19 protein-coding genes are annotated in these 21083 nt (G+C 53.0%); 3 read left to right on the top strand and 16 right to left on the bottom strand.

Annotated features, from left to right (window positions below):
• Positions 1–367 precede the first annotated feature (367 nt).
• Positions 368–1486, bottom strand: a complete 1119-nt coding sequence (locus tag ACO0K9_RS27600; protein ID WP_422990539.1) for a serine hydrolase domain-containing protein — start codon at positions 1484–1486, stop codon at positions 368–370.
• Positions 1487–1799: 313 nt separating this feature from the next.
• On the opposite strand from ACO0K9_RS27600, the gene ACO0K9_RS27605 reads away from it, so the two are divergent.
• Positions 1800–2264, top strand: a complete 465-nt coding sequence (locus ACO0K9_RS27605) for a hypothetical protein (RefSeq protein WP_422990541.1) — start codon at positions 1800–1802, stop codon at positions 2262–2264.
• Between the two features lie 351 nt (positions 2265–2615).
• Here ACO0K9_RS27605 and ACO0K9_RS27610 read toward each other — a convergent pair whose 3' ends face one another.
• From ACO0K9_RS27610 to ACO0K9_RS27650, 9 genes are all read right to left on the bottom strand, one after another.
• Positions 2616–3716 (bottom strand): ABC transporter ATP-binding protein, encoded by a 1101-nt coding sequence (locus ACO0K9_RS27610; RefSeq protein WP_422990543.1) that lies wholly within the window; start codon positions 3714–3716, stop codon positions 2616–2618.
• Between the two features lie 25 nt (positions 3717–3741).
• A complete protein-coding gene (nagZ, locus tag ACO0K9_RS27615; protein WP_422990545.1) occupies positions 3742–5292 on the bottom strand; it encodes a beta-N-acetylhexosaminidase in 1551 nt (516 codons plus the stop codon).
• Entirely contained in the window at positions 5289–6110 is an 822-nt protein-coding gene (locus tag ACO0K9_RS27620) for a carbohydrate ABC transporter permease (protein WP_422990547.1), read from the bottom strand. Before ACO0K9_RS27620 ends, nagZ begins: the two co-directional genes overlap by 4 nt.
• A 2-nt stretch (positions 6111–6112) precedes the next feature.
• Positions 6113–7006 carry a carbohydrate ABC transporter permease gene (locus tag ACO0K9_RS27625; protein WP_422990549.1) on the bottom strand — a complete coding sequence of 298 codons (894 nt, stop codon included), beginning with the start codon at positions 7004–7006 and terminating at the stop codon, positions 6113–6115.
• Complete coding sequence (locus tag ACO0K9_RS27630; protein WP_422990551.1) at positions 7003–8259, bottom strand: ABC transporter substrate-binding protein; 1257 nt, start codon at positions 8257–8259, stop codon at positions 7003–7005. The genes ACO0K9_RS27625 and ACO0K9_RS27630 overlap by 4 nt, the downstream gene beginning before the upstream one ends.
• Positions 8260–8441: 182 nt before the next feature.
• Complete coding sequence (locus ACO0K9_RS27635) at positions 8442–9452, bottom strand: SIS domain-containing protein (protein WP_422990572.1); 1011 nt, start codon at positions 9450–9452, stop codon at positions 8442–8444.
• Positions 9445–10575: an N-acetylglucosamine-6-phosphate deacetylase gene (nagA, locus tag ACO0K9_RS27640; protein ID WP_422990573.1), complete on the bottom strand. Its 1131-nt coding sequence runs from the start codon at positions 10573–10575 to the stop codon at positions 9445–9447. The genes ACO0K9_RS27635 and nagA overlap by 8 nt, the downstream gene beginning before the upstream one ends.
• Before the next feature lie 2 nt (positions 10576–10577).
• Complete coding sequence (locus ACO0K9_RS27645) at positions 10578–11312, bottom strand: GntR family transcriptional regulator (protein ID WP_422990553.1); 735 nt, start codon at positions 11310–11312, stop codon at positions 10578–10580.
• A 52-nt stretch (positions 11313–11364) separates the two neighbouring features.
• Positions 11365–12309 (bottom strand): BadF/BadG/BcrA/BcrD ATPase family protein, encoded by a 945-nt coding sequence (locus tag ACO0K9_RS27650; protein WP_422990555.1) that lies wholly within the window; start codon positions 12307–12309, stop codon positions 11365–11367.
• Positions 12310–12971: 662 nt separating this feature from the next.
• Between ACO0K9_RS27650 and ACO0K9_RS27655 the strand changes: the two genes are divergently transcribed.
• Positions 12972–13616, top strand: a complete 645-nt coding sequence (locus ACO0K9_RS27655; protein ID WP_422990556.1) for a hypothetical protein — start codon at positions 12972–12974, stop codon at positions 13614–13616.
• 117 nt (positions 13617–13733) lie between these two features.
• Here the strand turns inward: ACO0K9_RS27655 and ACO0K9_RS27660 are convergent, their stop codons facing one another.
• From ACO0K9_RS27660 to ACO0K9_RS27680, 5 genes are all read right to left on the bottom strand, one after another.
• Positions 13734–14246, bottom strand: coding sequence for a cytochrome b/b6 domain-containing protein (locus ACO0K9_RS27660; RefSeq protein ID WP_422990558.1), 513 nt, complete (start codon positions 14244–14246; stop codon positions 13734–13736).
• 46 nt (positions 14247–14292) lie between these two features.
• Entirely contained in the window at positions 14293–14574 is a 282-nt protein-coding gene (locus tag ACO0K9_RS27665) for a PepSY domain-containing protein (protein ID WP_422990560.1), read from the bottom strand.
• A 39-nt stretch (positions 14575–14613) separates the two neighbouring features.
• Complete coding sequence (locus tag ACO0K9_RS27670; protein WP_422990562.1) at positions 14614–15297, bottom strand: Fe2+-dependent dioxygenase; 684 nt, start codon at positions 15295–15297, stop codon at positions 14614–14616.
• Between the two features lie 27 nt (positions 15298–15324).
• Positions 15325–16467: an alpha-hydroxy acid oxidase gene (locus ACO0K9_RS27675; protein WP_422990564.1), complete on the bottom strand. Its 1143-nt coding sequence runs from the start codon at positions 16465–16467 to the stop codon at positions 15325–15327.
• A gap of 66 nt (positions 16468–16533) precedes the next feature.
• Entirely contained in the window at positions 16534–18846 is a 2313-nt protein-coding gene (locus ACO0K9_RS27680; protein ID WP_422990566.1) for a TonB-dependent receptor, read from the bottom strand.
• 105 nt (positions 18847–18951) lie between these two features.
• On the opposite strand from ACO0K9_RS27680, the gene ACO0K9_RS27685 reads away from it, so the two are divergent.
• Positions 18952–19869, top strand: coding sequence for a methyl-accepting chemotaxis protein (locus ACO0K9_RS27685; protein ID WP_422990568.1), 918 nt, complete (start codon positions 18952–18954; stop codon positions 19867–19869).
• A gap of 95 nt (positions 19870–19964) precedes the next feature.
• Here the strand turns inward: ACO0K9_RS27685 and ACO0K9_RS27690 are convergent, their stop codons facing one another.
• A complete protein-coding gene (locus ACO0K9_RS27690) occupies positions 19965–20729 on the bottom strand; it encodes a hypothetical protein (protein WP_422990570.1) in 765 nt (254 codons plus the stop codon).
• Between the last annotated feature and the right edge of the window lie 354 nt (positions 20730–21083).

The following is a 21083-nucleotide window of genomic DNA, read 5'->3' on the forward strand; positions in this document are numbered from 1 at the left end:
GTTCGGTTCGTTGTTCATCCGTCAGATTAATTGGCTTGCCCTGATTCATCATTCGATCCACAGAAAGAATACGAATATGACAAACAAAACATTGGCTAGTTCAAACAATTCGCAAGCACTACACTAGGTGTTCTGCGCGTATGCCTGTGCTGACTTCTTGTCCTTCTGTGAGCGAGTGGGGGTTGAGACTTGCAGTTGCGCGCCACCTGCCAAAGACACCGTTACCTGGTTGTCGGCGCAGCGCGCTGACTTTGCCTTGCAGGAAATTCGTAGATGCAAATCAACTGGACCAGTCAGGTCTTCAATGATCTTTCATGCTAAGCAGCAGGATTAATTTTTCAATCTGCTCAAATATCAAGATAAGCAATCACCGGCACGGCGCATTTGCCAGCATTCTTGCGGCGTTTAAAAAATCCATTTCCTGTACCCAGGGTACGTCTTGCGCCTGATTACTCCCAAACTTGTCATCCGCGACTTGATGCTTATGCGCGATCACCATCTGGCGCTTAGGAATAACTAATATAAATTGTCCGTATTGGCCCCATGCCATGTAGGCATCGCTTAACGGCGAGTCGGGTGGATCGGTCAAGGTCCACCACAAGTAGCCGTAACCGAAGTCGGATTGATGATGTTTCGTATGTTGTGGGTGCATTTCACTAAAGAAGGTAACAGGCGTAGTGATTTTTGCTACCCATGCGCTTGGAACGATTTGTCGACCGCGCCAATTCCCTTGCTGAAGCATTAAATACCCGATGCGCGCCATGTCTCTGGTGGAGAAGTAAAAGGGGTAAGCAAGGTGCCGGGATTGGCTGCTATCCCCTCTGAGCCGATGACGGGCGAGGTCAAAATCCTCCAGTTGCAGTGGCGCGGCAATGTCCTCCGCAAACGCTTTGAATATACCCTGCTTGGTCAGCATCTCAAAGACCGTGCCAGCTGCATTGAAATCCCAGTTATTGTACAGAAAATAGGCACCCGGATTTTTCGAACCGCGTGCCGGCGCAAACGCTGCATTGTCGCCGCCATTCGCGGCTGGGTGATAAACACCGGAACGTGCTGCCAAAAGATTTCGTACCGTCGCCTTACGCTCAATTGGCAATAAGCCACCGATATCGTCAATCCCAAGATCGGCAATCGTTTTATCAAGGTCGATCGTGCCATCAATAACATACTTTCCGTACAGCACTGACAGTATGCTTTTTCGAGCCGAGGCAATATTGCTGACCTTCTCGACAGGGCCATAACTGAACAGCGCTTTGCCATCTTGCACCGCCAGCAGTGCCGTGGTATCCAAGGTGTGAAGATAAGCACGCGCAGCGTCCAAATCCTGTTTGCAAGCCTGACTAAGTGCAGCCGGCGAAATGGTATCCCACGTTTTCCCCGGGAATGCGGCTTCAGAAACTACTGGCGTTGTTGCACACCAGGCGCTTGGACCAGTGCAGATTGCCATTGCAGCCAAAACAGCGGTAATACGTACTATTCTTTTCATTAATATGAAAGCTTAATTGTAAGCGGTTATTACGGCTCAGTATAATTCTTGCCTGTAACCTGACATACATCTAATCTGGCGAATTACAAAAACATGTCATCGTGGTCGGGCAAGGCCATTCAATCTTACCAGTCTTACAATGCTGCATAGCAGCAGATATATACTGGTGCCTCGCGAGGCGTTGTCAACCAAAATTGTCCTGGCGGCGTTATGCTCAGTGCGTCATAGACAAATTAATTTTACTCGAATTTTTTGCAAACTTATCGCTTACTTTATCGCTTAGTTAATTCACAAATCCATTTGGGGAACGAAAATGAACAAATTTGCGAAATACCTGCTTCCGTTAGCCTTTGCTGGAATGGTTCCCTTTGCCGCGATGGCACAGCAATTACCCGGAAAGCATCCTGCCTATCTCCACGCTTTGACAGATTTGCGCACAGCCCGCTGGTTCTTGTATCACCAGGCTGGTGACTCAAAAGTCTATGCGAATGAGGACATTGGCATCACCGAAATTGATGCTGCTATCGCCGAAATAAAGAAAGCGGCAATCGATGATGGTAAGGACATCAATGACCACAAGAATGTTGATGTCAAGGAGCATGGAAGCCGCCTGTTGAAATCCATTGAGACATTGAAGAAGGCGCGCGCCGACATTTCGCAAGAAGAGGACAATCCAGAAGTGCGCGGATTGCGTGATCGGGCAAGGGTTCACATTGACCGTGCTATCAACGCGGCTGAAAAAGCCCATGCCGAATGGCTCAGGAACATGGACAAGTAAGCTGCTTCGACAGATGTTATATTGTTGTGGGCGCATTGAAGAAAGTGTCCGCAGTTACTGCGAATACCGTCTCAAAAAAAGCCCAGAACTGTCTAGAACTATCTACACATCACTCAGTCGAATTATAGTGCCAGGGAACGCCTGATTAAGTAGATTCAACCCCGCTGCAACCAGTATGAATACCGGGGGCTTTGCAAAAGCGGACTTGATCAAAGCTTCCCTGATTTATTTTTCATAGGACCTACGCAAATTTTCCCCAGCTGCGTTGCAGCGCCTTGCCGTACTAAAGTACTGTCTTCGTCGCTGACGCCTTGCAGGGACAAATTTGCGTAAGTCCTATTTCAAAGACATTTACGCGGAGCAGCGCGCCCCCTTCTCGTCAAACACATGACACCTCCCCACTGGCAGTTGCACCCGCAAATCTGCCCCCGGGAATAAATCTGAGGTATCCGCTGGCAGCTTGATGGCGAACAGGTTTTCTTCGCCGGCCAGTGTGGCGTAGACGATGGCGGCATCGCCCAGGTGTTCGATGAAACTGATGCTGACGCTGAGCTGGTTGTTGCGGTCCTGGGTTTGTGCGGATGGGGCCACGTGCTCTGCGCGTATGCCTATGCTGACTGCTTGCCCTTCTGTCAGGGTGTTGGGAGGGATGTTGACTTCCAGGTGTGCGCCACCTGCCAGGGTCACCAATGCTAGGTTGTTGGCGCAATGGCTGACTTTGCCTTGCAGGAAATTCATTTTGGGGGAACCCAGAAAACCGGCGACGAAGCGGTTGGCGGGTCTGTCGTAGAGTTCCAGCGGTGCGCCTATCTGTTCTATCTTGCCACCATTGAAGACGGCGATGCGCTGGCCCAGGGTCATGGCTTCGACCTGGTCATGGGTGACGTAGATCATGGTGGCGGCAAGTTCGCGGTGCAGCTTGCTGAGTTCTATGCGCATTTGCACGCGCAGGCTGGCGTCGAGATTGGATAGCGGTTCGTCAAATAAAAACAGGCCGGGTTTGCGCACGATGGCGCGACCGATGGCGACGCGCTGGCGCTGCCCGCCAGACAGGTCACGCGGCTTGCGGTGCAGCAGGTGGGTCATTTGCAGGATGCCGGCAGCATGCTGGACAGCGGCATCGATGTCTTGCTTGCTCATGCTGCTGAGGCTAAGGCTGAAGGCCATGTTTTCATACACGGTCATATGCGGATACAGGGCATACGACTGAAACACCATGGCCAGGCCACGCTTGGCCGGTGGGATGTCGTTGGCCAGTGCATCACCGATGTACAGTTCACCGGCGCTGATATCTTCGAGGCCAGCGATCATGCGCAGCAAGGTCGATTTGCCACAGCCTGAGGGGCCGACAAAGACCATGAATTCACCATTGCGCACGTGCAGGTCTATGCCTTGCAAGACCTGGTTATTGCCATAGGATTTGCTGATCTGCTGCAGTCTGACTTCGGCCATGCCTTGCCCCTCCCCTTTATACTTGTTACGTTGCTGCGTTTGAAAAACCGGCGACCGGGATCTGGCCGCTGGCGATTACTTCAGCGGCAAACCAGGCGCGTGCGGCATCAATCGCGGGTGGGGCAAAGCCATAGGTAATCAGGGCCGGTGCCTGGATGTCGAGCATTTGAAACGGGTTCCACAAGACCAGGTGCAGGTCTGGCTTCCAGCTGTCGCGCACCTGCTTGCTGTAACGTATGCGCACGGTGGATGCCAGTATCACGAAGCGGCCATCGTTCGGCAAGGCGCTCCAGTCAAAGGTGTCGGCCTTGTTAAAAGTGACGGTGTCCACATCATACACACTGGCCAGCATGGCGCTGACTTTGCTGGCGGGGATGCCGGCTTCTGACACGCCATCGCTGACGACATCGGCGCTGATGATCAGGCGCACCTTGCTGCCCCTCGCGGGCGGTACGGCATTGCCCTGCGTGGTCAGGCCGCGCTTCCAGGCGCTGGCCATGAGGATGCGGTCTGCCATGTCGGTCTGGTAGGCGGTGTCTATGCAGGGATAGCGTGTTGTCAGTGCAGTCATGCGCTGCAGTTTTTGCTGTACGTCGGCCAAAGAAATCTGGCCAGAGAAAATGACTTCGGTCAGTGCGTTCAGGGTTTCAAGCTGGGTTTCTGTGGTGCCTAGCGCCATGACCATGTCAGCCCCAGCCAGCAAGGCGCGCACCGCTGCATTGCCGACGCCATAGCGCCCGGCGATAGCGTGCATGTCCATACCGTCGGTGATGACGACGCCCTGGTAATTCCATTGATCACGCAGCAGGCCGGTGAGTATGGGTTTGGACATGGTGGCTGGGTTTTCTGCATCCAGCGCCGGGTAGACGATATGCGCAGTCATCATGGCTGGGGCATTGCGGCTGACTGCGGTCTGGAACGGGGCCAGTTCCAGCGCCTGCAATTCTGCCAGGCTTTTGTTCACGGTGGGCAAATCGCGGTGCGAATCAACATTGGTGTCTCCATGACCCGGAAAGTGCTTGACGCAGCAGGCCACGCCTTCGGACAGGCTGCCATCCATCCAGGCCAGTGCCAGTTCACTGGCGCGTTTTGGATCAGCGCCGAATGAACGTTCAGAGATGACGGGGTTATCGACGTTATTGTTCAAATCCAGCACGGGTGCAAAGTTCCAGTTGAAGCCCAGTGCCTTGACACCACGGGCAACGGCAGCACCCACCTGGCGGCATAGTTCCGGGTCATCGCTGGCACCCAGTGACATCGCCGCCGGGGGCTGTGGTACCCAGGTGGAACGCACCACTGCGCCCCCTTCCTGATCGATACCGATCAGTGCTTCCGTCCCCAAGGCACTGCGCAGATCGGTCGTCAGTTTCTTCAACTGGGTTTCGTCCACCATGTTTTGCCTGAACAGGCAAATGCCACGGATGTAATTGTCTTTCAAGAATTGTGCCGATGCATCGTCAAGGCTGGTGATGGGCATGCGTATCATCACCAGTTGGCCGGCCAAGTGGCGCGCTGCTTCGCGTGTCAGGGTTAGCTCATTATTCGTTTGCTCATTATAGTTTTTGTCTTGCGTCATTTCACTGCTCCATCCATGCCGCGCATAAAAAAGCGCTGGGTAAATAAAAAGGCGACCAATATAGGTGCAACTGTCAAAATGGTTCCTGCCGCGATCACGCGGGTGCTGCTGCCGTAGGTGCCGCGCAAATACAGCACACCTGCAGATAAAGGAAAATCTTCCGGCTTGCTGATGACGATAGATGGCCAGATGTATTCATTCCAGGCTTCAACTGCCGTCAGTATGCCCACTGTTGCCAGCCAGGGGGTGATCAGGGGTAAGACGATGCGGTAAAAGATGACCCATTCACTGGCACCATCCACCCTTGCGGCATCCAGCAAGTCTTGCGGTACCTCATCGAAAGCCTGTTTCAGCAAGAGTATGGATACTGCCGTCACGATATTCGGCAACACCACGGCGGTATAGGTATTCACTAGTGATATCTTGGTGATGGTGATGAAATTGACCAGAAAATTCACTTCTGACGGCAAGATCATGGTTGCCAGTATTACGCCCATGATGAGCTTGCTGCCGCTGAACTGCATGCGTGATAAAGGATAAGCGGCCAGTGAACACACCACCAGCTTACCCAGCACTGTCGCAATAGTAATCAGCAGCGAATTTTTATAGAATGCAATGATGGGGATGACGCGGAATGCCTCGATAAAATTATCCAGCGACACGCCACGCGGCCAGAATGTGGGTGGGAATTCAAACAGATTGCCTTCGGTCGACATCGCCACCACCAGCGTCCACCAGAATGGGAAAATACAGATGATGGCAATCAGGCTCAGCAAGCCATATTGCGATGCCGTGCGCAGGATTTTTTTGATGGACATGCTCATTCCCTGTGCCCTGGTTTAAGCCAGCGCAGGCAGACGAAGGCAATCGCCATGCAGCACACAGACACCACGAAACTGGCGGCCAGGCCACGTGGCAGTTTCAAGTGTTTTAGCCCCTGGTCGTAAGCGTAATACAGGGCCGTGAAGGTGGAATTCATGGGGCCGCCCTGGGTCAGCACGTCGACTTCCTGATACGCTTTCAAAGCTGCCAATACCGACATGATGCTGCACACCAGGATTGTTAGTTTCAGCATCGGCACGGTGATGCGCCAGAAACGTTGCCAGCGATTGGCACCGTCAAGTATGGCTGCTTCCTGCATTTCTGCTGGCAGTGATTGCAAGGCCGCCAGGTACATCACCATATACCAGCCCAGGCCACGCCAGAAGGATACAAACATGACGGCGAACAGGGCCAGGGTATCGTCCGATAGCCAGCCCAGCGGTGCAGCAATCACATGCAGTTGCAGCAGCACATAATTAAGTGTTCCCTGTTCATGGAACATGAAGCCCCACATGATGCCCACCACAGAAACGGTGGTCACCACCGGCACATAATAGGCGGCACGAAACCAGCGTATGCCGGGCAATTGATTATTCACCAGCACCGCCAGCGAAATGGCACCCAATTGCGTGAAAGGCACCACCAACAAAAACAGCAGCGAATTTTTAAGCCCGGTCAAGAACATGTCATTCACAAACAGGGCGCGGTAATTGGCAAACCCCACCCAATGCACAGGGCGTATCAAACTAAAATCGGTAAAGCTGAGGTAAGAGCCATACATCACAGGCCAGAAGGAAAACATCAGCAGCAAGAACAGGGCTGGGGCCAGAAAGGCATAGGCCAGCAGATTGCGTCGTCTTGTTATGGAAGAGGATGCGGTTTGCTTGCTCATGGCTGCTTTGCCCCCTGCAATTTGCGGTTCCAGATAGCGACGGCTTCATCCAGTGCTTCCTGCACGTCACGTCTGCCGGTGACGCCAGCCTCTACCGCCTTGACCAGGAAGCGGCGCAATTCATCATAATCATCAATGCCGCTGACATACAGGGTGCGCGAAGCATTCATGGAATTGGCAGCAACCGCCAATGCCTGTTCTGATGCACCGGCATTGGCTGGCACCTGTTTAAAGTAAGGGTTAGACAAGGCTTGCCTGGTGGTGGGCATGACGCCAGCAAGCCGTGCAAAAGTCAGTTGATTGGCGTCGCTGGTCAGGTAGCGGGCAAAGGCGGCAATCTCTAGCAGTTGCTGTTTTTTTACACCCTTGGGTATGGCAAAATGGAATAACCAGCCACCATCGTTGATGCCTGTCGGCCCCGGTGGTACCGGAAAAATGCCGGTCTGCGCATAAATCTCTGGCGCATCTGTCTGTATGCGTTTCATGGCGGTGGGTGCGCTGACCATGACGCCCAGTCGCCCACCCAGATAGGCATCCACCACCGCCGGGAAATTGTCTTCGGCAAACAGCTTGTCTTTCAAAAAACCGTTTGCCTTGTAGGTCGCAGCCAGTTTTTTGATCAATGCCACATGGGCGGGTGAGTTGAAAACGGCCTTGCCATCGCGCAGTAGATCCAGCCCCTGCTGCATGAAAAAACCATCAATCTTACCCAGCGCCGGCGCATAACCTGGCTTGCCGGTTTTGGCGGAAATCAGCACTGCCTGTGCCAGCAATTCATCCATGCTCCTGGGGGCCTGGGTGATGCCGGCTGCTGCCAGTATCTTGCGGTTATAGGCAATCACATTGACGTTGCTGTAATGGGGAAAGCCATACACCTTGCCATTGAAACGCAAATCGGCCAGTGCCGCATCGGTGTAATCAACTGCTGCACCCGGTGTGGCCAGCCAGGCATCGACTGGTTCCAGCAAGCCATCACGTGCCATTTCTTCTGCCCAGGGTACGCTCAGATTCACCAGTGCCGGTGGGGTACCGGCGGCGATGGCGGTGATCAGTTTCAATTGCAAAATGTCCCACGGAAAATCCACCCATTCGAGCTTGATACCGGGGTGTTGCGCTTCGTAGTTTTTAACCAGTTGCTGGAAGTAGGGAATGAACTTGGGCTTGAGGCTCATGGTCCAGAATTCGATTTTCTGGACAGCCAGGGCATCGCCATGCAGTGTTGTGCCCAGCACAAAGGCGGCCAGCAATGCCATGCATCTGAGCCCGCGACTTTTAGCTAAGCTTTTTGCCCGGCTGCTGCCTTTGGTTATACTCCCCCCAATTTTGAATAAATTTCGCATTTTTTCTATGTATGCATTGCTATTAGTAAAAATACTAGGGGGAGTATCTATCTTTTAAGTTTTTAAAAAATAGCGTGGCGGATTATCTGCACAGTCTAATTGGTTTTTGTCACTTTGCTGAGGTGACGTGGCTTGTCCGGGTCCAGGCCACGGGCAATCGACAAATTGGCGGCCATGACATAAAACGCCTGTATCGCCACGATGGGGTCAAGATCGGGTGTGGCTGCTACCGGCAGGGTCAGATTACGTTCCTTGACATCATCCGGCGCGGCCAGCAAGACATTGGCACCACGGCCCCGCATTTCTTCTGCCAAAGCGATCTGGCCAGCCTGTGAGGGACCACGGGTTGCGAAGATCAGCAAGGGGTAACCATCATGTATCAGTGCCATCGGGCCATGTTTGATTTCTGCACCACTGAAGGCTTCGGCCTGGATAACGGAAGTTTCCTTGAACTTCAATGCCGACTCCAGCGCCACCGGGAAGCTGATGCCACGTCCCACCACCATGATGCGTGACGCCGGTGTCAGTACATCCAGCGCTGGCGACCAGTCAAATTCGGTGGCGGCGCGCAAGGCGTCCGGCAATTGTTCTATGGCTTGCAAAAATGCCGCATCATCTTGCCAGTGACCGACCAGACGCGCAGCGGCAACCAGCGAAGTGATAAAGCTCTTGGTGGCAGCCACGCTCAGTTCTGGCCCGGCATGCAGGGGCATGGTCCATTCTGCGCTTTGCCCCAGCGGGGACGCCGCATCGTTCACCAGCGCCACGGTAGTGGCACCACCTTCGCGGAAATAACGGATGGGTTCGACCACGTCCGGGCTTTGGCCAGATTGTGAAATCGCAATCGCCAATGCGTCCCTGGCCTGCAAGGGCGCATTATTCAGTGTCACCAGCGACATCGGCAAGGACGCGACGATGCGTCCCAACCTGGCCATGATGAGGTAAGCCGCATAATTGGCGGCATGGTCAGAACTGCCACGTGCCACTGTCACCACCGAGCCTGGCGGATGGGCACGCAAATGGGCACCCAGGGCACGGTAACTGTCATTGTCCAGCTTCAGTTGTCCGGCTACAAAATCGGCGGAAGAACACGCTTCCTTAAGCATCTGCGAGGTCAATCTTTTCTCCTTCTACATAAACAGCGATGAGGTTGAGCTGGCGATCCAGCACGACCAGGTCTGCGTAACTGCCTGCCTGCAGGCGGCCACGCTCATTCAATCCCAGATAATCGGCTGCGTAGGTAGAAACACGCTTCGATGCATCTTCCAGATCCAGGCCTATGCTAACCAGGTTGCGCAGCGCCTGATCCATGGTCAAGGTACTGCCTGCCAGCGTGCCGTCTTCCAGACGCACACCACCCAGGCATTTATGCACCACCTGGCGGCCCAGCATGTACTGGCCGTCTGGCATGCCGGATGCGGCAGTCGAATCAGTCACGCAATACAGATGCGGAATGGCGCGCAGGGCAGCCCGGATAGCGCCCGGATGCACATGCACCAGGTCGGGAATAATTTCAGAAAACTGCGCATGTGCGAGGGCAGCACCGACCATGCCGGGTGCCCGGTGATCCATGCGCGACATGGCGTTATACAAGTGGGTAAAACCAGTAGCACCGTTTTCCAGCGCGGCCTTGCCCTCTTCATACGTACCCAGGGTATGGCCTATCTGTATCTGCATGCCCATGTCTGTCAGCTCGCGCACCAGTTGCAGATGGCCGTCCATTTCGGGTGCGACGGTAATCAGTTTGATTGGCGCTATGGCATCCAGGTGACGCACCTGATCCAGCGAACCGGCATGCGCAAAATCTGGCTGCGCCCCCAGCTTGCCGGGGTTGATGTACGGGCCTTCCAGATGCACGCCCAGCACGCGGGCTGCGCCCGTGCTGCGCTGATCGACAAAGGGCCTGATCGCCTTCAATGCCTGTTCAAGGTCTGCCAGCGGTGCAGTCATGGTGGTTGCCAGCATACAGGTGGTACCATGCTTTGCATGCTTGCGGGCGATGACTTCGACAGCATCACCGGCTTCCATGGTGTCTTTGCCGCCAGCACCATGCACATGCAGATCCACGAAGCCTGGCAGTATGTAATGACTGGCCGCCACCTGATCAGGGCTACTTTCAGACGGCACGCTGGCATCGGTAGTGATCGCCTGTATTTTTTCAGCAAAGCTTACCGATCCCCATACCCAGCCTTGCGGTGTCAGTATCTGCCCTTGCAATTGTTGATTCAAGCTCATCTGAACAGCTCCGCCACAAAGTCATAATAATCACTGCGGCAGTACGAGTGAGAAAGCTCGATTGCTGCACCAGTGGGCAGATAGGCAACGCGGGTGATGAACAGCATCGCCGCGCCCTGTTTGATATCGGCCAGCCGCGCCTGTTCGGCGGTTGCATTCACGGCGCGGATATGTTGCAGTGCGCGCGTAGGTGACAGATTTTGAGCTTCCAGATAACCGTACAGGCTATCGTTGACCAGTTTCGGGTTTGGTATATACATCGCCGGTATGGTCGTGCTTTCTATCGCCATCACCACATTGTCGGCAGTACGCAAACGCTTGAGGCGCGACACCACGGTATTCGGCGACAGACCCAGCGACAAAATTTCTTCTGGCGAAGCGATCCCGGTTTCACGCGACAGCCAGCGCGAGCCAGGCACAAAACCACGATTGCGCAATTCTTCACTGAAGTTGGTCAGGCGCGATAAAGGCTGTTCAAGCTTGGGGGTGATGTAGGTGCCGGAACCATGCTTGCGGGTGAGCATGCCACGCTCGCACAACATGTCGATGGCTTTGCGCGCAGTGACGCGTGAGATATCCAGGGTTTCAGACAGCATGCGCTCTGACGGCAAGGCTTCATCCGGTTGCCACAGCCCGCTATGTATGCCGTTAGCCAGTTTATTTGCCAACTGCAGATACAAGGGAGTAGAACTCTCTGCATCAGGTTTGAAATCTATCAGTTGTGCCACCATGGTTCTCTCTCTTGGTTTATGGGTGTTGCCGGTGTTGCTGGTATTATTTGTATTACTTGTATTGCAGATGCTGCTGTATCAGTATCATGGCGCCCGCTGCTGAATCTGCCTGCGGCTTTTGTACCCGCCCTGCCAGTTCCGTCGGTAGATACGCAGCCACCGCATCCGCCAGACCGCCACACAGGGCAATCGGCAATTCAGCAGAAGGGTCGAGTGCCTGCGCCATGATGGCAACCTCTTTGCCAGCATCCTGCATGACGGTGCGTGCCACTTCCACTTCGGCAGCAAAGCGTATTACCAGTGGTGCCAGTTCTGCATAACGGGTCTGGTTGGCCTGCGCCAGCCAGGCAAAGACGGCATCCTTGTCGCCACCACAATGTGTCAGCACAGCGCTGGCAAATGGGTTAGCGGCAGCACGCCCATCCAGCACACGCTGCAAGTGATTGACGGCACGCATGCCCAGCCATGCCCCGCCAGCTTCGTCGCTGACAGGGAAACCCCAGCCACCGACTTCACGACGCTGGCCGTTGGCCAGCAACACTTCACCAACACTGCCAGTGCCGAGTGCGATGATGGCACCAGGCTTGCCGCCCAGTGCCCCCAGTAAAGTGGTATAGGCATCCGTTTCAGCACAGACAGCACCAAAGCCAGGATTGAGGGCGACGAATTCTTTGGTCCAGTGGATATTGTGCACACCAGCCAGCCCGCAGCCGACAGCAATATCCTGCAATGGCGGCATGGCCAGGCCAGCTACTGCAAAGGCCTGCTGCGTCGCCTGCAAAATAGATTGCCAGGCCTTGTCGCGCCCCAGTGCCAGGCCAGATGGCCCGGCGCTGCCACGCCCCAGTTCCTGGCCTGCGGCATCAGCCAACACCACTCGCGTGCCAGTACCACCACCATCAGCACCGACAAAATAAGTGCAGGCCACGGACGTAAGCCTACCGCGTGCGGTATTCTGCCCGTCTGCTGTGTGCTGGTTTTCTGCTTGTTTATTCATTGATAAGTGAGCATTGATAAGTGAGCATTGATAAGTGATCTATTCATGTTTTTTACGCCGCCAAACCAGCGACGCCACATCTGCTACCATTTCAGGCTTCACTGTAAGTTTTTTTCCTAGTGGATGTCAATAGGTATTTAAGTGGTATCTTCAATTAAAATGTAAGCAATTCCCCACCTGCCCTCTGCTGACTCTACAACCAGACCAGCGCCCGCCCGTCGTTTGGCAAGTTGTATTACAGCCATTGGCAGCAAGTACCACGGTAAAGTGCTTAGCCGGGTAACCATGCCCGACAAGCAAGCGCGTCCAATGCTTGACCGTAGCAGACACATGTCGGCGTGGTATCCGAACAATCAATGCAGTGATTTTTTAAGGTGGTATTAGGCTTACAAAGCGACGTTTACAGTGATAGCTTATGCAAAACCCGCCGCCCCCCGCAAGAACAACACAGACAAAGGGGCGACCTGCTATCACACAATTGAAAGTTTTTTTTGTACACCTATGGCCTGCTTTCTATAGCAGGCACTTGCAATCACTATGTTTCTGACTATTCCTGCCCGCCTGGATTTACATGGTGATACGGAGCGGGTTAACATTAGTCACAACTGTTACAGCTCACTGTTGCACACATCCTGTGTGCAAAGCTTTTCAAGGAGAGAGCAATGGGCTTGGGAATATCTGTTGGAGAATTAGCCGCACTGGCAGAAAGCGATCCTGAAGGCGTCGAATGGATGGAAGAAGGCTTTGCAGCAGCCAACGCAGTACTGACGGAAGCAGGTTTGCCCGAACATGTGGAACCCCGTCAATTGCCTGCACTCGATTCGCGTGCGCAACTTGACAGCTTGCCGTATTCCTTCATCCACTATCTACGTCGCGCCTACGCCCGCCGCAAGGCAGACCCAAGCTGGATTGCGACACCCTCGCCAAAAGATGAAGAACCTGAAGAGGATGAAGCGCTTCAAGCAGAATACGATGCAATGAACAGCCACCTGATCTGCCATTCTGATGCCGAAGGTTATTATTTACCGGTGGATTTTTCGGAAGTCTTGTTTGCTGAAAGCGCCGATTCAGACTTGCCAGGCGGTATGCTCGGCTCTTCATACAGGTTGATGGAAGAACTGCTACTGGTTGCTCCTGCCCTAGGTATCAAACTCGACAATGATCAGTTGTCGGATAGCGAGGCAGAACGCATCAGCAAAGTTGCACAAGAGGAGGACGGTTGCTACCGTGAATTGGAATCCTGGATATTGCTATATGAATGCGCGCGCCTGAGTCTGCAATATAAAACGGCGATAGTGTTTAGCTGAGTATTCGCCAAGAATTAGTCTTCACACCTGATATCATATTCGCATTATCAATGCGTTGATTTAAATACTGATCATTTTAAGTTGATGCAGGTGCGACTCAGTTACAAACAACTGTCACTAATCTACATCACCCGGCCCGGCCACTGGCTTTTCACCTGTCAGCATGGCCTTGGCCAGGTTTTCGTGATGTTGCCAACTGGTGAACAGGACGCCGGCCACGTGCAAGCCTATCAGACCCACCATGATCCAGGCGATAGTGATGTGTACACGTACAGGCCAGGCATAGCCCCACAGCAAATCGGTGCCCATGGCCCAGCCGGTTAATACCAGCAATGCCACGCAGGATATCAGCGCCACGACCATCCAGCCGCCCAAGGGGTTATGGCCAATGTAACGCGGGGCTTTGGCGCGCATCACCAGGCGCACATAATCAAGCGTGGCTGACAGCGGTTTAAGGAATTGGCCAAAGCGTGCATAGCGGTTGCCGACGCCCGACCAGACCAGGCGTGCCAGTACCAGCAGGCCAGCGCCATAGCCTATATATTCATGGGCAACGCCAGTCTGGCCGCTGGTGAACCATGCAGTTGCGATACTGAACACCAGCGCCCAATGAATCAGGCGTACGGGCATGTCCCAGACGGGCGCGTCCCCAACGGGCATGTCCCCGACGGGCTGATTATTCTTCAACGCGCTCGAACGTCACCGGGTTGAAGAATGCTTCAACGCGTTTGCCCTTGGGGTCTTTGGCATACACTTCGTAGCAACTGGTGGTTTGTTCCATGCGACGGATTTGCCAGCCTTCCTTGGTCAGCTTTTCTTGCAATTCTGTATGTGGCCGCCACTTGGCTTTTGGCTGGTCGGTACATTTGACATCACCATGTGCCCAGGCGCTGCTGGATATAACAGCAAATGCCACCGGGACGAGTTTTACAAAAATTGATCGCGTAATTGATTGCATCGCTTACTCCTGATAAGTGATTTAAAACTTAGTTGAAACTTAAGTGATGGCCCAGCGGCGTAACAGATTATGGTACACACCTGTCAGCGTCAGCAGTGCCGAATTTTGTGGGTCGACCGTCATTGTCAGTTTCTGGATTGCCTGATCCAGATCGTATAGCATTGCACGTTCTGTACCGTCGCTGACCATGCTCTCTATCCAGAAAAAAGAAGCAAGCCGCGCACCTGATGTCACCGGTGTCACCCGGTGCAGGCTGGAAGCCGGATACAGCACCATATCACCCGCAGTAAGCTTGACTGTTTGCGCACCAAAGTCGGTGTCGATTTCCAGTTCGCCCCCTTCATACTCTCCGGGTTCGGCCAGGAACACCGTGGCGGCCAGATCGCTGCGCAAATTTTGACCCGTGCCGGGTAGTACCATGATGGCGCTGTCCACATGCAGGCCATAACCACCGCCATCCTGGTAGCAATTGAATTTGGGTGGGTAGATTTTTTGCGGCAAGGCGGCAGAAATGAAGACGGGATGTTGACCCAGATTGCGCAAGATATGGTTGCCGAGTTTGATAGCCAGTTCTGAATTGTCGTCTATCTGTAAATTGCGTTTGACCTGCTGCGCGAGCGTGCCAGCAGTGCGTACACCGTCCTGCCATTCGGCCTGGTCCAGATGCGCCCGGAACTGCCGGACTTCATCCTTGCTCAAGACATTCGCTATCACAATCAACATACCGTCAGCCTTACTTTATCGGTTAATTTAGTTCGTTCCAGGACAACGCAGCAAAGCCTCGTTGCCAATGTCGCGCAAGGTGGCGCAACCAGCTTGCGCCATGCACACTTCCAGTTCTTCGCGCAACAGTTTGATCATGTGGGCGACACCCAATGCGCCGGCAACGCTCAGTGCATATAGTTGCAAACGCCCGATCAATACGGCATCGGCCCCCAGCGCCAGCGCCTTGAAGACATCCGCACCTGAACGTATACCACCATCGAGCAACAAAGGAAAATCATCACCGACCGCCGCACGGATGCCCGGCAGCACAGTCAGGCTGGCAGGGGCACCATCCAGGCTGCGCCCGCCATGGTTGGAAACTACAATACCGGCAACCCCGGCAGCCTGCAAGGCACGTGCATCGTCGGGGTGCAAGACACCTTTTACCCATATCGGCAAAGAAGTCTGCTCCATCAGCCAGGTCAGGTCAGACCAGGTTGGTGCGGCCCGCATCACACCCTGGAAAATACGGCTATCGCCCGGCGATAATTCAATCTCTTCAGCAGACTGTCCGGCAGATGGTTCTTGCAGGTTAACCGCGACACAATCAGCCGGCATACGAAATCCTGCTTGCAGGGCACGCGCACTTGCCACTTGTATGGATGCATCCAGCGTCACCACGATGGCACTGAAGCCAGCCGCTTCTGCCCTTGCCAGCAGAGTTAGCGTGTCATTACGACGGGCTTGGAAATACAGTTGAAACCACTTGTGCGGGCCCGACGCATGCGCCACATCTTCCAGATGACAAGATGCCAGCGTGCTGCATACCATGCAGCTATCCGTCGCTTGTGCGGCCCGCGCAGTGTCGATTTCGCCAGCCGCATGGGCAAGCTTCTGGAAAGCCACAGGGGCCAATAATAGGGGATGAAGGAAAGTTTGTGCGCCCAAAGTCACTCGCGTATGGCCATCTTTGACATCGCACAGCACACGTGGATAGATGGACCATTGCGAGAAAGCGGCCAGGTTGGCAGCCACCGTCAGGTCGCGCCCACTGCCACCGGCTACATAGGCGTAGCTGGCTTCTGCCATGGTACGCCGCGCCACCAGTTCATAATCCTGGGCGCAGCGTATATCTGCCGGAATACCCGGCGCGACTGGCTGATTAGCGGATGTGGACGGTTTGTTCATTAATGGAAAATATCAACAAAGAATCCGTATTTTAGCTGAATCGCCAGTGCGCCCGGCAGATGGTTTTTACATTTCGTAGTTCAGCGCGACGCGTACAGCCCGTGCATCACCTTTGTACAGGAAGGCACCAGAACGGTACACTGCCGTGTAGTAGTCCTTGTTCGTGACATTCAGTACATTCACGCGGACATCAAAACGACGTGAGAAGCGATACGCGGCAAACACATCATACGCGGTGAATGACGGTACTGGCTGCGAACAAAGACCAGTTGCTGTGTAACCTGCTGCCGTGTCAGGCTGACCACCACAACGATCACTTTCATGACGTGCTGCACCGCCGAACGAGAACGCATTGGTCAACTGGTACTTGGCCTGCAACGAGAAAGTTTTCTTGGCAAAGTTGCTCAATGGATTACCGATGTTGGCAGGTGTAGAAGAAGCCAGCACTTTGGAATCCATGAAGGCTGCGCCAGCCTGTACCGACAAGTCTTCCGTCAGGTTACCACTGAGACCCAGTTCCAGACCTTGCACACGATTTTTACCTGTGTTGAAAGTGCCGACGGTGTCATAGTTGGCACCTTCCATCACGTCTGATTTTTTGGTCTGGAACAATGCTGCGGTAGCCAGCAATTTGTCGTCCAGCAGGTTCCACTTCACACCCAGTTCATAGTTGATTGAGGTTTCTGGCTTGGCACCGGCAATCTGGTTTTGATACAGGACGGCGCCACCATAACCGCTGCTGGTACCGGCATCCGCTTCACCGCCATTGATGTCTTGTGCACTGGCAACAGAACCATAGACGATGAGCTTGGGTGTGATCTTGTAGCTCAGGCCAAGATGACCGTTCACCAGTGTGTCTTTGTAACCGTAGTCGCCTGTGATGACGCCCGTGGTGTTATTGCGGCGTGTCAGGTTCAGGTCAAAGGAATCAGCGCGCAAGCCGCCAAAAGCAGTAAATTTGTCAGTCAGATCAACGGTGTCCATCAGCGTCAGCGCCAATGCCTTGATATGCCAATCCTGGTTCCAGGTCAGACGACTAGAGCTACGGCCAGCCAGATTGCTCAAATTGGCGACCGGTGTGCCATTGCTGTCAGTGAAGCAGAAGCCATTGTTGGCACCGATGCCCGCCGTGGTCTTGCAATTGAATGTGCCGGTATTGGTGATGGCATAGGTACCGGATACGACTTTGTGGTCAGCATATTCTGCGCCGAAGATAAATTCATGTTTGAAGCCTGCCAGCACTTTGTCCCAACGCAAATTGCTTTGGTGGGCAAAGTAATCGATGTCTTGCCAGCCAGTATGGCCGCTATCGAGGGCACCAGTGGTGTAAGCCACGCCTGTTGCACCGTTGTAGCGGGTTGCAGAAGACGCACCAGAAGTTACATAACCGTTGCCGGATTTGCCGTAACGCGTCAGGCTGGTGAGCTTGAGATCAGGTGCCAGCGTCCAGTTGACACGCGCCGTGACGGTGTCCACATCCGACTTGAGGAAATCATTTGCCTGGCCATACACCGGCACATTGGTCGCCGGTACACGATTCGGCACAGTGCCTGTCAGGTAGTAACCCAGATCCGGCGACGTATCTTTAGTACGCAGACCATAGTAATCCAGCGTGATGGATAAATCCTTGTCGACTTCATACAGGCCGGACAAGGCAATCCCCTTGCGCTTGCGGTTAGCTGGCGAACGGTCAGGCACATCTTCATCGCCGTACAGCACATTGGTGCGCAACGCAAAATGATCACCAAAACCTTTGTTGATATCCGCAGTAACACGACGTTGTGAATCACTGCCGATACCTACGGAAACACGCTCAAAATCATGATCCAGAGTAGCCTGCTTGGTGATGGCATTGATCGCACCACCGGCAGTGCCACGGCCAGCGAAACTGGAGTTAGGGCCCTTGGCGATTTCCAGTTGTTCGATGACGAAACTTTCACGTGTAGACATGCCTGGATCACGCAAGCCATCGACAAAGACATCGCTGCGTGCTTCCTGGCCACGAATAATATACCGGTCGCCGAAGGCATTGCCGTTTTCACCGGTACCCAGCGTGATACCTGGCTGCGCGCCCAACACCTGTTTCAGATCCGTCAGGCCAGAGTCATCAATCGCTGCGCGGGTCAGTACTGAAATAGTTTGTGGCGTTTCAGCCAGCGGACGCGTGTGGCGAGAATCAGCAGACGATTTCGCTTTGTAAGGCGCACCAACTTCAGCATTGGGATTGGATTCAACACGCTTGCCCAGCACTTCCACTTCCGGCAACTTCTGCACATCTTTTTGTGTCTTGGCGGCAGGCGGCGTGACCTCTTGCGCCATGGCGACCATAGGCATGAACATGGCGCTGGAAATACCCAACGCCAATGTTGTTTTCTTCATTGAATTTATTACCAGATCATCAGTAAGACGAAGGTTTTTTGGTTGCTTAACGTGTGAGTGATTCAAGACTTGCCTCTGATTGTGTATCAAAATTGATTGCGCACGATGTCAATTTATTACTGCATTGCCATCTTCCATGTGCAGAATGATACACATGTTAACAATGAGAATCAATATCATTTACATTCGCAGTCAAGCCAAGGATTATTTTCAGTCAATACAGGCAACACTCAGACTTACTTATTCGATATTCACAAAAGCTACCCCATTCTCTGGGGCAAGCCGGGGACATCCGAACAAATTATCGTTGACAGCAATTCCCTGGCGGAAAGTACAGAAGAACAAGCCATATCTGTACAGCGAACTGCATCATCAATAGAATCGCTGACATCCAGCGTTGCCGCTAACAGAGAAAATTCCACCAGCGCCAACGAACTTGCCAAGGCAGCTTCTGAAGTGGCGCGACGAGGTGGGCATGTCGTCAATAAAGTCGTGCAGACCATGGATTCGATCAAAGATAGCTCCAGGCAAATTGTCGATATTATTTCCGTCATCGACGACATCGCATTTCAAACCAACATTCAGGCGTTGAATGCCACAGTTGAAGCCGCCAGAGCCGACGAACAGGGACGCGGCTTTGCAGTCATGGCCAGCGAAGTCAGAAATCTGGCGCAGCGAAGTGCAAGTGCCGCCAAAGAAATCAAGGCACTGATTACCGATTCCACACAACGCATCGAACTGGGCAATACCCTGGTCAGCAAGACCGGTTTAACGATGGAAGAAATCGTCGCCAGCGTCAACCAGATGTCGCAGATGATCTCTGCCATCAATCAATCAATCCAGCATAGAACAGACAACAGGAGTAGAACAAGTCCATACCGAAGTCAGCACCATCAGCAACGCCAGTGTCGTCAACAACCTGGCAAGCGCATCGACAGTACTGCTGACGCAAGCCAATTCGTTGACAGCGATCATGGGGCAGTTTATTACGTCGGATCGACAGGGGGCGAAGCGATAAAGTGACTTGCACTCTTAGTGAATGCCTAATAAATGAAGTCGAATACGATATCGTTCGTTCTGATCATGGCTAATTTCTTTCCAGTTTGAATTTTCTTCAATTAGTTCAAAGATTTTGGTGGATTAGAGGTGCCATTTGGAGGTATATGACCTTTAATCGCTTTGCTAATTTCGTCGTATATCACAATTGCGGAAACTATATCGCGCTGAAAATCCTCAATAGCATCAATTTCATGTCGCTTATTTTTACCGATTAGATTTACGTATCCTTTATCGCCTGAAATTCTCACCAGAACTTTTGATTCAGGATGAATCTTTCGAAGAGCATCAATATCCTGTTCCGTAGCCACCAAGTCGTATGACTCCGCGACGCCAACTCCCTCAGTTCTTCTGTTACTAGTATTGAGCTCAAAATCATGTTCGAATATAACGTTTCCGTCGACCATTATTGAAAGTTTTTTCATGAATAGCCAACTGCGGCCCCAATAATAGGGTGCGATGAATAAGATGGGCTTTTTACCATCTGGAACTGATACATACGTTTTGACACTCGTTCCAATATTCATCGGCATACCTGCTTTATAAATGCGAAGCTTTCTGAAGCCGTCACGTTCGCCGAATGCGATTGAAAAGTTTTTGTTCTCTTTTGTCCCGAAAGCCGCCATAAATTCGGTCACGCCATCGCCCTTGTCTTTGGTTTGGCTTTCTATGTAGGCAGACGAAAGGGCGCTTGTCCACTCATCCATTGTCGCTATGTGGACAGGAATAGGGCGCTCCATTGATGGCGCTGGTGGTTTTGCTGGTTCATTTTTTGAGCAGCCTGCTATTAATAGCAGACATGTTATGGTGAAAATTAGGTTTTTCATATGCGCTTTTTTGTTTGGTTCTGATCAATTGCAGACGACTGACTTCAGTACTGATTTTTCCTTGGCCTTCTGACCTGTAATTGATATCAGTAAACGTAAAACCCAGGATTTTCGTCAAATTACATTAGTGCGCAGAGTCGAAGCATGATTATCCTTAAAGGCCACAACCAGATCATCAACGAACCATGTGTTCGCCTCAGTACGGCTTTGTTCAACCACGATCTCATATCACTAGTGTCCCAACGTTTCTCATAGTAGAGACATCTGTTTTGGTTGATTTTCGTCATCGAAATTTCCCGATGGCGGCGTAAGTAATTGATTTATTGGTGTTGTTTCAAACATGGTGAGACTCAG

It is taken from the genome of Undibacterium sp. Ji50W, assembly GCF_049340445.1.
GTDB lineage: Bacteria > Pseudomonadota > Gammaproteobacteria > Burkholderiales > Burkholderiaceae_D > Undibacterium.